We start from the raw sequence: 14,121 nt of genomic DNA on the forward strand, positions 1-14,121 counted from the left end.
CCGGTCCTGTCGTGCGTCGCGCCTGCCGCCGCCGACCAGGCGAAAGACGTGGGGGGCACCTCCCGGCCGGAGGCCGGAGGTCATCGGTGACCGACGACGACGCGGCGTGGGAGTACCTCCCGGCAGAAGACTGGGCGAGTGCGTGCCCTGACGTCGTGCGCCCGGAGGGGGTCGGGCACGCCCTAAGGGAGGCATAGGGGTTGAGGGCCCCTCCGGCGGCTCCTACCGTCCGGGACGGTGTCGCCGGTCCGCGGCGCCGTCCCACCCCGTTGATCCCGGTGACCACCGGAGTGAGGTGACGCACTGGTGTCGACTGAGCAGAAGCTCCGGGACTACTTGAAGCGGGTGACGGCGGACCTCCACCAGACGCGCAAGCGCCTGGCCGAGGCCGAGGCCGGGACGCGCGAGCCGATCGCGATCGTCGGCATGGCCTGCCGCTACCCGGGCGGGGTGCGGACGCCGGACGACCTGTGGCGGCTGGTGGCGGAGGGCCGTGACGGCATCGGGTTCTTCCCGACCGACCGCGGCTGGGACGTCGAAGGGCTGTACCACCCGGACCCGGACCACCCCGGCACCTCCTACGCCCGCGAGGGCGGGTTCCTGTACGAGGCCGCCGACTTCGACCCGGACGTGTTCGGGATCTCGCCGCGCGAGGCGCTGGCGATGGATCCGCAGCAGCGCCTGCTGCTGGAGACGGCCTGGGAGGCGCTGGAGCGCGCCGGGGTCGACCCGCTGGGCCTGCGCGGCTCGCGCACCGGCGTCTACGTCGGACTGATGTACCACGACTACGGCGCGCGCCTGCTCGACGTCCCGGACGAGGTCGAGGCCTACCTCGGCACCGGCAACTCCGGCAGCGTCGCCTCCGGCCGGATCGCCTACACGCTCGGCCTGGAGGGCCCCGCGCTGACCGTCGACACCGCCTGCTCCTCCTCGCTGGTCACGCTCCACCTGGCGGTCCGCGCACTGCGGTCGGGCGAGTGCGACCTGGCGCTGGCCGGCGGCGCCGCGGTGATGGCCACCCCGGACACCTTCATCGGCTTCTCCCGCCAGCGCGGCCTCGCCTCCGACGGGCGGTGCAAGTCCTTCGCGGCCGCCGCCGACGGCACGGGCTGGGGCGAGGGCGCCGGCATGCTGCTCGTCGAGCGGCTCTCCGACGCCCGACGCCTCGGCCACCCCGTCCTGGCCGTCGTGCAGGGTACCGCCGTCAACCAGGACGGCGCCTCCAGCGGTCTCACCGCGCCCAACGGCCCCGCCCAGCAGCGCGTCATCCGCGCCGCCCTGGCCGACGCCGGACTTTCGGCGGACGAGGTCGACGCGGTCGAGGCGCACGGCACCGGCACCACCCTCGGCGACCCCATCGAGGCGCAGGCCCTGCTCGCCACCTACGGCCGGGACCGCGAGGGCGAGCCGCTCTGGCTCGGTTCGGTGAAGTCCAACCTCGGGCACACCCAGGCGGCTGCCGGGGTCGCGGGGATCATCAAGATGGTCCAGGCGATGCGCCACGGCGCACTGCCCCGCACCCTGCACGTCGACGCGCCGACCCCGACGGTCGACTGGGCCGCCGGGAACGTCGAACTCCTCACCGAGGCCCGCCCCTGGCCCGCCGGCGAGCGCCCCCGCCGGGCCGGGATCTCCTCCTTCGGCATCAGCGGCACCAACGCCCACGTCATCGTGGCGGAACCGCCCGCGGACCCGGCGCCCGCACCGCTCCCCGCCGTGACCCACCCGGTGCCGCTGGTGCTCAGCGGGCCGGACCCCGAAGCGCTGCGCCGCCAGGCAGGAGCCCTCGGCCGGTACCTGGCCGAGCACCCGGGCGAGCCACTGGCCGACGTCGCCCGGGCGACCACACGGCGCGCCGCACTGCCGCACCGCGCGGTGCTCATCGCCGGGGCGAGCGGCGGGAGCGGGGCTGCCGAGGTGCTGACCGCCTGGGCCGCCGGGGAACGCGTCGAGGGCCTGGCCGAGGGCGTCGCGGCGCGCGGCAAGCGGGCCTTCCTCTTCACCGGCCAGGGCGCGCAGCGGCCCGGCATGGGGATGGAACTCGCCGCCGGATTCCCGGTGTTCGCCGAGGCGCTGGCCGCCGTCGCCACCGCCGTCGACCCGCACCTGGACCGGCCGCTGGCGGAGGTGCTGGCGGACGAGGAGCTGATCCACCGCACCGGCTTCGCCCAGCCCGCGCTGTTCGCGGTCGAGGTGGCGCTGCACCGCCTGCTCACGCATTGGGGTGTGCGCGCCGACGTGCTGATCGGCCACTCGGTCGGCGAGATCGCCGCCGCGCACGTCGCGGGCGTCCTCTCGCTGGCCGACGCCGCCGCGCTGGTCGCCGCCCGGGGCCGGCTGATGCAGGAACTCCCGTCCGGCGGCGCGATGCTGGCCGTCGGCGCCGCCGAGGGCGAGGTGCACGAGGCGTTCCCCGACCTCGACCTCGCCGCGGTCAACGGCCCGGCGGCCGTGGTGGTCTCGGGCGACGCGGAGGCGGTGCGGCAGGCTGCCGCGCTCGCGGCCGAACGCGGTTGGCGGACGAACGAGCTGCGCACCAGCCACGCCTTCCACTCCCGCCTGATGGATCCGATGCTCGACCAGTTCCGCGTCGTGGTCGGCGGGTTGGCCTTCGCCGAGCCGAAGCTCCCGGTGGTCTCGACCGTCACCGGCCGCCCGGTGGAGCCGGGGCAGTGGTCGGACCCGGAGTACTGGGTGCGGCAGGTCCGCCGACCGGTCCGGTTCGCCGACGCGATCGGCGCGCTGCCCGGCATCAGCACCTTCGTCGAACTCGGCCCGGACGCCGTCCTGTCGGCGACGGCCCGGCAGCTGCGGCCGGACGCCGTCTGCGTTCCGACACTGCGCCGGGGCCGGGAGGAGACCGTCACCGCTCTCACCGCACCGGCCGCACTGTTCGCCCACGGCACCCCCGTGGACTGGGCCGCGGTCCTGCCCGGAACCGGGCGGGCGGACCTGCCGACGTACGCCTTCCACCGGCGCCGGTTCTGGCTGGAGACGGCAGCCGACACGCGGCCGGGCACCGAGGGCTGGCGCTACCGCGTCGAGTGGCAGCCGGCCCCCGAACTCCCGCCGCTCACCGAACCCGTGGGACCGGTCGGCACCTGGCTGGTGCTCGGCGACCAGGACGGCACGCTCACCGGGGCACTGCGCGCCGGCGGCGCCGAGGTGCTCACCGCGGCCGGCGCCGAGGCCCCTGTCCCCGCCCTCGCCGGGGTGCTGGCTGCGGTGGCGACCCCGGCCGAGGCGCTGGCAGCCGTCCGCCGGGGCCTGCCCGCCCCGCACTGGTTCGTCACCCGGGGCGCTGTCGCCGCCGGACCGGACGACCCGGCCCCCGCCCTCGACCCGGCGGCGGCCTGGGGGCTGGCCCGGGTCGTCGGCCTGGAGCACCCGGACCGGTGGGGCGGGCTGATCGACCTGCCCGAGCAGCTGGACGCCCCGACGGCGGCCCGGCTGACCGGGATCCTTTCCGGGGCGCTCGGCCCCGAGGACCAGATCGCGCTGCGCCCGTCCGGCACGCTGCTGCGGCGGCTGGTCCCCGCCCCCGTACCGCCCGGCGCCCCGCGTTGGCGGCCCGGTGGCACCGTACTGGTCACCGGCGGCACCGGAGACCTGGGCGCGCAGGTGGCCCGCTGGGCAGCGGCCCGGGGCGCCGAGCGCCTGGTGCTGGTCTCCCGCCGGGGCGCCGCCGCGCCCGGTGCGGACGCGCTGCTGGCCGAACTGCCCGGCGCCGAGGCGCACGCCTGCGACCTGTCCGACCGGTCGGCCGTCGAGGCGCTGCTCGCGAGGACCGGCGCGGTGGACGCGGTCGTGCACGCGGCCGGTGTCGGCGCGGACCTGCCGCTGGCCGCCGAGGATCCGGAGCACCTGCGGGCCGTGGCGGCCGGGAAGGTGGCCGGCGCCGTCCACCTGGACGCGCTGCTGCCCGACGTGCCGCTGATCGTCTTCTCCTCGATCGCGGGCGTCTGGGGGAGTGCCGAGCAGGCCGCCTACGCGGCGGCGAACGCGGCCCTGGACGCGCTGATCGCGCGGCGCCGGACCGAGGGACGGCCGGGGACGGCCGTCGCCTGGGGCCCGTGGGCCCGGATCGGCATGGCGTCCGACGCCGCCGTCGCGGACCGGCTGCGCCGGCGCGGGCTCACCCCGATGGCCCCGGAGCGGGCGCTGGACGCACTCGGTGTCGCCGTCGGCGCCGACGACGCCCTGGTCACCGTCGCCGACGCGGACTGGACGCGGTTCGTCCCGGTCTTCTCCACCGCACGGGCCCGGCCGCTGTTCACCGGTCTGCTCCCCGACCCGGGCCTTGTCGCCGAAGGCCGGTCCGAGGGGGCCCCCGCCGACGCCGGCCTGACGGCGCGGCTGGCCGGCGCCGCCCCGGCCGAGCGGGAGCGCGTCCTGCTGCGGCTGGTCCGGGACGAGGTCGCCGCCGTCCTCGGCCACGCCTCGGGAACGGCGGTCGCCCCGGGCCGCGCCTTCCAGGAGCTCGGCTTCGACTCACTCACCGCCGTCCAACTGCGCGACCGGCTGATCACCGTCACCGGCCTGCCGCTCGCGCCGACCCTGGTTTTCGACCACCCCGACGCCGACCGGCTCGCGGCCCACCTCGGCGAGCTGCTGGCACCGGCCGAGGAGGCGGTCGACCTGCCGGACGCCGAGGTCCACCGGGTCCTGGCCGCGATTCCGGTCGAGCGGCTGCGGGAGTCCGGACTGCTGCCCGTCCTGCTGCGGCTCGCCGACGCGGACCCGGCCCCGGCACGGCCCGAGCCCGCGGAACAGGCCGAAGCAGCAGGTGACTTCGACGCGATGGACGCCGACGACCTGGTGAAGCTCGCGCTCGGCGCCACCACCGACCGGAGCTGACCTCCGGGGCCCGAAACGGGCGCCCCCGCAACGGCTGCCCGCGCAACCCCGACGGCCGACCCCGTACGGACACCTCAACGCCCCAGACCGGCCCGACCAGCGGAGCGAACCATGACCCAGCCGGACGAGAAGCTCGTCGAGGCCCTGCGCAGCGCCCTGAAGGAGAGCGACCGGCTCCGCCGCCGACAGCAGGAGGCCGAGGCACGGGCCGCCGAGCCGATCGCGATCGTCGGCATGGCCTGCCGCTACCCCGGCGGGGTGCGCAGCCCGGAGGACCTGTGGCGCCTGGTCGCCGACGGCCGGGACGCGGTCGGCGACTTCCCGGCCGACCGGGGCTGGGACCTCGCCACGCTGTTCAGCGACGACCCCGACGAGTCCGGCACCTCGACCGTGCGAGGCGGCGGGTTCCTGTACGACGCGGGCGAATTCGACGCCGCCCTGTTCGGAATCAGCCCGCGCGAGGCCCGCGCCATGGACCCGCAGCAGCGGCTGCTGCTGGAGTGCGCCTGGGAGGCCCTCGAACGGGCCGGACTCGACCCGCTCGGCCAGCGCGGCACCCGCACCGGTGTCTTCACGGGCAGCAACGACCAGGACTACCTGGGCCTGCTCGGCGACCACCCCGGCGAGCTGGAGGGCCACCTCGGCACCGGAAACGCGTCCAGCGTGCTGTCCGGCCGGCTCGCCTACACCTTCGGCCTCGAAGGCCCGGCGGTCACCGTCGACACCGCCTGCTCCTCCTCGCTGGTCGCCCTGCACCTGGCCGTGCAGTCGCTGCGCAACGGCGAGTGCGACCGGGCGCTGATCGCGGGTGTGCTGGTGATGTCGACGCCGGGCACGTTCCTGGAGTTCTCCCGGCAGCGCGCCCTGGCCTCCGACGGGCGGTGCAAGTCCTTCGCGGCCGCCGCCGACGGCACCGGCTGGGGCGAGGGCGCCGGGGTACTGGCCGTCGAGCGGCTCTCCGACGCCCGGCGCAACGGGCACCCCGTCCTGGCCGTGGTGCGCGGCAGCGCGGTCAACCAGGACGGCGCCTCCAACGGCCTCACCGCGCCCAACGGCCCCGCCCAGCGCCGGGTGATCCGGGCCGCGCTCGCCAACGCCGGACTGACGACCGCCGACGTCGACGCGGTCGAGGCGCACGGCACCGGCACCACCCTGGGCGACCCGATCGAGGCGCAGGCCCTGCTCGCCACCTACGGCACCGGCCGCACCGGGGACCCGCTCTGGCTCGGCTCGCTCAAGTCGAACATCGGCCACACCCAGGCGGCGGCGGGTGTCGGTGGCATCATCAAGATGGTCCAGGCGATGCGGCACGGCGTGCTGCCGAAGACCCTGCACGTCGACGCGCCGACCCCGAAGGTCGACTGGACCGCCGGGCGGGTGGAGCTGCTGACGGAGGCCCGGGACTGGCCGCAGGTCGACCGGCCGCGCCGGGCGGCCGTCTCCTCGTTCGGCATGAGCGGCACCAACGCCCACGTGATCGTGGAGCAGGGCGACCCGATTCGCGAACCGGAGCCCGAGGCCGCGCCCGCTACCGGCCCGGTCCCGCTGCTGCTCTCCGGTGCCGGCCCCGCCGCGCTGCGCGCCCAGGCCGCCTCCGTACGGGAGTTCACGGAGGGCGGCGCGGCAGTGCGGGACGTGGGGGCGACGCTCGCCCGTCGGGCCGCGCTCGCCGAGCGGGCGGTGGCCTGGGACGCCGAGAGCCTGGCCGCCGTCGAGTCCGGGCAACTGGCGAGCACCGCCCTCGACGCCTCCGAGATCGTGTTCGTGTATCCGGGGCAGGGTGGTCAGTGGCTGGGTATGGCTGTGGGGTTGTTGGGGTCGGTGGTGTTCGTGGAGCGGTTGCGGGAGTGCGATGCGGCGTTGCGTCCGTTGGTGGGTTTCTCGGTGGAGGAGGTGTTGCGGGGTTCGGAGGAGTGGTTGGCGCGGGTGGATGTGGTGCAGCCGGTGTTGTGGGCGGTGGGGGTGGCGTTGACGGCGTGGTGGGAGTCGCACGGCGTCACCCCGTCAGCGGTGGTGGGTCATTCGCAGGGTGAGGTGGTCGCGGCGGTGGTGGCGGGTGCGTTGTCGGTGGAGGAGGGTGCGCGGGTCGTGGCGGCGCGCTGTCGTCCGCTGGTCGGCATGGACGGCACCGGCGGGATGGCCTCGGTCGGTGCGTCGGCCGACGCGGTGGCCGGCTGGCTGGCCGACCCGCGCTGGTCCGCTCTCGCGGTGGCGGCGGTGAACTCCCCCTCCCAGGCGGTGGTGGCGGGTGAGCGGCCCGTGGTCGAGGCGTTCGTGGCGTGGTGCGAGGAGCGGGGGGTGCGCGCCCGGGTGGTGGGTGTCGGTTATGCCTCGCACTCGGCGCAGGTCGAGCCGGTCCGGGGGGCGGTCATGGCCGGGCTTGAGGGTGTGCGGGGTGAGCTGCCGCGTATCCCCTGGTACTCGACGGTGACCGGCGAGCGGATCGCCGAGCCGGTGGATGCCGCGTACTGGTGGCGCAACCTGCGCGAGCCGGTGCGGTTCGCCCCGGTGGTGGAGCAGTTGACGAAGGACGGGTTCCGGCTCTTCGCGGAGGTCTCCGGGCATCCGGTGCTGACGGTGGCTCTGGAGCAGTGCGCTCCGGAGGCCGGTGTATGGGGCACGTTGCGGCGTGGCGAGGACGGTCCGGCCGCGCAGATCCGCGCGCTGGGCGAAGCCTGGGTACGTGGCGCGACTGTCGACTGGTCACCGTGGTTCGCCGGCACCCGTCACCTCACCGACTTCCCCACCTACCCCTTCCAGCACCGCCGCCACTGGCTCACCCCCGAGGAACAGCGCCGCGACCAGGGCGGCGACCCGGAGTTCTGGACCGCCGTCGAGGCCGGCGCCGAGAGCCTCGCCGACGAACTCGGCCTCACCGCCGAAGCCGTCGAACCGGTCCTCGACGGCCTGGCGTCCTGGCGGGCCCGGCGCAAGCTCGCGTCCACCGTCGACGGCTGGCGCTACGCCGTCGGCTGGACCCCGCTGCCCGCCCCCGCCCCCGCACGCCCCGAGGGCCGGTGGTTGGTCGTGCGGCCCGACGGCGTCGACACCCCGGACCTGGCCGGCCCGCTCCCGGACGCCGAGGTCCTGGCGGTGGACGCCGCCGCCGACCGGGCCGCGCTCGCCGCTGCCCTGCCCGCCGGGCCGTTCGCCGGGGTGGTCTCCCTGCTGGCCCTCGACGAGCGGCCGGTGCCCGACCACCCCGTGGTCACCCGCGCGCTCGCCGGCACCCTGGCACTGGTGCAGGCCCTCGGCGACGCCGGGATCGAGGGCCCCGTCCGGGTCCTGACCCGGGGCGCGGTCGGCGTCGGCGGCGGCGCCCCGCAGAGCCTCACCCAGGCCGCGGTCTGGGGCCTGGGCCGGATCGCCGGCCTGGAGCACCCCGACCGCTGGGCGGGCCTGCTCGACCTGCCCGACACCCCGGACGCCCGCACCGACGGACTCCTCGCCGCCGTCCTCGCCGGAGCCCTCGGCCCGGAGGACCAGCTCGCGATCCGCCCCGACGGCCTCCGGGCCCGCCGTGTCACCCCCGCCCCCGCCCGCCGGGGCGGCGAGGGCTGGCGGCCGCGCGGCACCGTCCTCGTCACCGGCGGCACCGGAGCGATCGGCTCCCGGATCGCCCGCTGGGCCGCCGCCAACGGCGCCGAACGGATCGTCCTCACCAGCCGGCGCGGCCCCGAGGCGCCCGGCGCCGCCGAACTCGGCGACGAGCTGGCCGCCGTCTGCGCCGAGGTCAGGATCGTCGCCTGCGACCTGGCCGACCGGGCCTCGGTCGAGGAACTGCTGACCGAGGTCGGCCGGGTCGACGCCGTCGTGCACGCCGCCGGGACCGGCGCCAACGTGCCGTTCGACGAGACCGACACCGCACTGCTGGAACGCCTGCTCACCGGCAAGGTCGCCGGCGCCGCGCACCTCGACGAGCTGATCGGGGACGTCGACGCGTTCGTCACCTTCTCCTCCATGTCCGGCGTCTGGGGCAGCCAGGCGCACGCCGCCTACGCCGCCGCCAACGCCGCCCTGGACGCGCTCGCCGAGCAGCGGCGGGCCCGGGGCGGCCGGATGACCGCCATCGCCTGGGGCTCGTGGGCCGAGGGCGGCATGGCCTCCGCCGAGGTCGGCGCCGACCTGCGCCGGCGCGGCATCGTGCAGATGCCGCCGGACCTCGCGATCGAGGCGCTGCGCCGCGCCGTCGCCCAGGACGACACCACGGTCTGCGTGGCCGACGTCGACTGGCCGCGCTTCACCGAACTGTTCACCGCCGAGCGGCCCCGGCCACTGATCGGCGACATCCCCGCCGTCCGGGAGGCACTGGCGGCGGACGCCGAACCGGCCGGGGACAGCGCCGCTCCCGCCTCCCGACTGGCCGAGCTGCCCGCCGCCGAGCGCGAGCGGGTCGTGCTGGAACTCGTCCGGGCCGCTGCCGCCGCGGTGCTCGGCCACGAGTCCAGCGACGAGATCGCGCCGCGCCGACCGTTCCGCGAACTGGGCTTCGACTCGCTGACCGCCGTCGACCTGCGCAACCGGCTGCGGGCCGGGACCGGCCTGCCGCTGTCGGCCACGGTGGTCTTCGACCATCCGAACGCCGCCGCGCTCGCCGCGCACCTGCTCACCCGGGTGGCCGGCCCCGCCGCCCCCGCTCCCGCCCTCCCCGCCTCCGCCGCCGCGCGGGCGGCCGACGGCGAACCGATCGCCATCACCGCGATGAGCTGCCGCTTCCCCGGCGGCGTCGGCTCCCCCGAGGACCTCTGGCGGCTGGTGAGCGACGGCGTCGACGCCATGGCACCGTTCCCCACCGACCGCGGCTGGTACCTCGGCGACCTGGTCAACCCCGACTCGGCGGTGCGCGGCACCACCTACACCAGCGAGGGCGGCTTCCTGGACGACGTCGCCGGGTTCGACGCCCGACTGTTCGGGATTACGCCCCGCGAGGCCGTCGCGATGGACCCGCAGCAGCGGCTGCTGCTGGAGTGCGCCTGGGAGGCCCTGGAACGCGGCGGACTCGACCCGCTCGGCCTGCACGGCACCCGCACCGGCATGTTCGCCGGGACCAACGGCTCCGACTACCTGTGGTCGATGGGCGTCTTCCCCGCCGAACTGGAGGGCCACCTCGGCACCGGCAACGCCTCCAGCGTGCTGTCCGGGCGGGTCTCCTACACCTTCGGTCTCGAAGGCCCCGCGATGACCGTCGACACCGGCTGCTCCTCTTCGCTGGTCGCCCTGCACCTGGCCGTGCAGTCGCTGCGCAACGGCGAATGCGACCTCGCCCTCGTCGGCGGCGTCACCGTGATGTCCACGCCAGGCCCCTTCGTGGAGTTCAGCCGGAAGGGCGGGCTCGCCGCCGACGGCCGGTGCAGGTCCTTCGCGGCCGCCGCCGACGGCACCGGCTGGGGCGAGGGCGTCGGCGTGCTGGTGGTCGAGCGGCTCGCCGACGCACGGGCGGCCGGGCGCGAGGTACTGGCCGTGGTGCGGGGGAGCGCGGTCAACCAGGACGGCGCCTCCAACGGGCTGACCGCTCCCAGCGGACCGTCCCAGCAGAAGGTCATCCGCCAGGCGCTGGCCGACGCCCGGCTCGACCCCGCCGACATCGACGCCGTGGAGGCGCACGGCACCGGCACCACCCTCGGCGACCCGATCGAGGCCAACGCGCTGCTCGCCGCCTACGGCACCGGCCGCACCGGCGAACCGCTCTGGCTCGGCTCGGTGAAGTCGAACATCGGCCACACCCAGGCCGCGGCGGGCATGGCCGGGCTGATGAAGACCGTGATGGCGATGCGGCACGGCGTGCTGCCGAGGACGCTGCACGTCGACGAGCCCTCCCCGCACGTGGACTGGGCGCTCGGCGGCGTCGTACTGCTCACCGAGGCCCGCCCCTGGCCGGCCACCGGACGGCCGCGCCGGGCCGGGGTCTCCGCCTTCGGCGTCTCGGGCACCAACGCGCACGTGATCCTCGAACAGGCCCCGGAGGAGCCCGACTCCGGGTGCGCGGCCGACTCCGCCGGTCCCGTCCCGCTGCCGCTGCCGCTGCCGCTGCCGTTGCCGTTGGCGGGTGCGGATGAGGCGGGGTTGCGGGCGTTGGCTTCGCTGGTGTTGGAGCGGGTGGTGTCGGGTGGGATGTCGGTGGCGGATGCGGGGGCGACGTTGGCGGTGCGGGCGGGTCTGCCGGTGCGGTCGGTGGCGTGGGATGTGGAGGGGTTGGCGGCGGTGGCGGCCGGTCTCGGTTCGGTGGCGGGTTCGCTGTCGGGGTCCTCGGACGTGGTGTTCGTGTATCCGGGGCAGGGTGGTCAGTGGCTGGGTATGGCTGTGGGGTTGTTGGGGTCGGCGGTGTTCGTGGAGCGGTTGCGGGAGTGCGATGCGGCGTTGCGTCCGTTGGTGGGTTTCTCGGTGGAGGAGGTGTTGCGGGGTTCGGAGGAGTGGTTGGCGCGGGTGGAGGTGGTGCAGCCGGTGCTGTGGGCGGTGGGGGTGGCGTTGACGGCGTGGTGGGGGTCGTACGGCGTCACCCCGTCAGCGGTGGTGGGTCATTCGCAGGGTGAGGTGGTCGCGGCGGTGGTGGCGGGTGCGTTGTCGGTGGAGGAGGGTGCGCGGGTCGTGGCGGCGCGCTGTCGTCCGCTGGTCGGCATGGACGGCACCGGCGGGATGGCCTCGGTCGGTGCGTCGGCCGACGCGGTGGCCGGCTGGCTGGCCGACCCGCGCTGGTCCGCTCTCGCGGTGGCGGCGGTGAACTCCCCTTCCCAGGTGGTGGTGGCGGGCGGGCGGCCCGTGGTGGAGGCGTTCGTGGCGTGGTGCGATGAGCGGGGGGTGCGCGCCCGGGTGGTGGGTGTCGGTTATGCCTCGCACTCGGCGCAGGTCGAGCCGGTCCGGGGGGCGGTCATGGCCGGGCTTGAGGGTGTGCGGGGTGAGTTGCCGCGTATCCCCTGGTACTCGACGGTGACGGGTGAGCGGATCGCCGAGCCGGTGGATGCCGCGTACTGGTGGCGCAACCTGCGCGAGCCGGTGCGGTTCGCCCCGGTGGTGGAGCAGTTGACGAAGGACGGGTTCCGGCTCTTCGCGGAGGTCTCCGGGCATCCGGTGCTGACGGTGGCTCTGGAGCAGTGCGCTCCGGAGGCCGGCATCTGGGGCACGTTGCGGCGTGGCGAGGACGGTCCGGCCGCGCAGATCCGCGCGCTGGGCGAGGCCTGGGTACGCGGCGCGACCGTCGACTGGTCACCGTGGTTCGCCGGCACCCGTCACCTCCCCGACCTCCCCACCTACCCCTTCCAGCACCGCCGCTACTGGCTCTCGCCCGACCACGCGGGCGAGCCCGTGCCGACCCGGGACGGGGGCCCGCGCCACACCGTCGGCTGGGCCCCGGTGTCGCTCGACAGCGCGGCCCGGCTCGCCGGCCGCTGGCTGGTCGTGCCGCCCACCGGCGCCGACCCGGAAGGCCCGCAGGTCCCGGCCGGCCCGGACGCCGCGACCGACCCGGACGCCGCGCGGAGCGTCCGCGCCGTGGCGGAGCAACTGGCCGCCGCCGGAGCCGAGGTGGTGACCGCCGACGGCGGCCGCGTCCCGCCGGGCAGCTTCGCGGGCGTCGTCTCCCTGCTGGCCCTCGACGAGCGCCCGCACCCCGAGCACCCGGGCGTCCCCCGGGGCCTGACCGGCACCGTCGACCTGCTGCGGGCGCTGGACGGATCGGCCGCCCCGCTGTGGATCGTCACGGCCGGCGCGGTCTCGACCGGCCCCGAGCCGGTGCGCAGCCCCGCCCAGGCCCAGGTCTGGGGCCTCGGCCGGGTCGCGGCGATCGAACACCCGGAGCGGTGGGGCGGCCTGGTCGACCTGCCCACCAGCGGAGCGGACGGCCTCGCCGCCGTCCTCGCCGGGGCCGACGGCGGGGCCTCCGAGGAGGGCGGCGGCGAGGACCAGCTCGCGCTGCGCGACGGACGCGCCTGGGGGCGGCGCCTGCGGCCCGCCCCGGCGGCGGCAGGACCCGGCTGGCGCCCCCGCGGAACGGTGCTGGTGACCGGCGGCACCGGTGCCCTCGGCGGGCACGTCGCCCGCTGGGCCGCCCGCAACGGCGCCACCGGCCTGGTCCTGGCCGGCCGCCGGGGCCCGGACGCGCCCGGTTCCGAGGCGCTCCGCGCCGAACTCGCCGACGCCGGGGTACGGGTGGCCGTCGTCGCCTGCGACCTCACCGTCCGGGAGGAGGTGGCCGCGCTCGTCGCGGGCCTGCCCGAGGACCTCACCGCCGTGGTCCACGCCGCCGGAGTCGCCCAGGACACCGCCGTCGCCGACCTGACCGCCGCCGGGACGGCGGAGGTGACGGGCGCGAGGGTCACCGGCACGCTCCTGCTGGACGAGTACCTCGCCGGCACCGAACTCGACGCCTTCGTGGTCTTCTCCTCGGTGGCCGGGATCTGGGGCGCCGCCCGGCACCCCGCCTACGCGGCCGCTGACGCCTTCCTCGACGCGTTCGCCCAGCGGCGCCGCGCCGAGGGCCGGCCGGTCACCTCGATCGCCTGGTCGCCGTGGGCGGGCGGCGGGATCGCCGCCGGGCCGGCCGCCGACGGCTCGCTGCTGCGGGTCGGCGTCCGGCCGCTGGACCCCGGCCGCGCGGTGACCGAACTCGGCGCGGGGCTGCCGTCCCTGGTCGTCGCGGATGTCGACTGGGCCCGGTTCCTGCCCACCTTCGGCCTGGCCCGCCCGGGCCGTCTCTTCACCGAGTTGGAGGCCGCCGCCGCGCGCACGGCGGAGCCGGACGGGGCCACCGACGCCGGCGCCGCGCTGCGCGAGCGGCTGGCCGCCCTGCCGGCCGAGGAGGCGGACCGCGAACTGGTCGAACTGCTGCGCGACCACACCGCGGCCGTACTCGGTACCTCCCGCTCCGACAGGATCCCGCCGGGCCGCGCATTCCGGGAAATCGGATTCGATTCGGTGACCGCCGTGGAATTGCGCAACCGGGTGAATGCGTCGACCGGATTGCGATGCCCGGCGACCCTGGTATTCGACCACCCCACTCCGGCCGCGCTGGCGACGTATCTGCGCATTCAACTGGTCCCGGACAACTCCCGTTCCATTCTGGAGGAACTGGAGGGGATCGAGCGGCGGCTGACCGGGTCCGCGCCGGACGCGATCACCGGCACCAAGCTGCGGATCAAGCTCCGCGCGCTGCTGTCCGCACTGGAAGCGGGCGTTTCCGAGGCCCCCGAGCCGCCGTCCGGGGTCCTGCCCGGGGACTCCGACGACGAGCTGCTCCGGTTCATCGATTCGCAGCTCGGGCGGCCCTGAGCG

Annotated in this window: 1 protein-coding gene and 1 pseudogene; both read left to right on the forward strand. The window is 76.3% G+C overall.

The genetic code is table 11. The features are described from left to right. Nucleotides 1-348: 348 nt before the first annotated feature. Nucleotides 349-4,857, forward strand: a pseudogene (locus tag ACFU74_RS03525) (type I polyketide synthase); the annotation flags it as partial. Between the two features lie 111 nt (nt 4,858-4,968). Further along, on the forward strand, nt 4,969-14,118 hold the full coding sequence (locus tag ACFU74_RS03530; RefSeq protein ID WP_380751101.1) for a type I polyketide synthase: 9,150 nt from the start codon (nt 4,969-4,971) through the stop codon (nt 14,116-14,118). Nucleotides 14,119-14,121 lie beyond the last annotated feature (3 nt).

Source organism: Kitasatospora sp. NPDC057500 (assembly GCF_042802195.1).
Taxonomy (GTDB): Bacteria; Actinomycetota; Actinomycetes; order Streptomycetales; family Streptomycetaceae; genus Kitasatospora.

Excerpts from the sequence above, each read along its gene's own strand:
- ACFU74_RS03530 (WP_380751101.1), top strand. The coding sequence starts at position 4,969 with ATGACCCAGCCGGACGAGAAGCTCGTCGAGGCCCTGCGCAGCGCCCTG.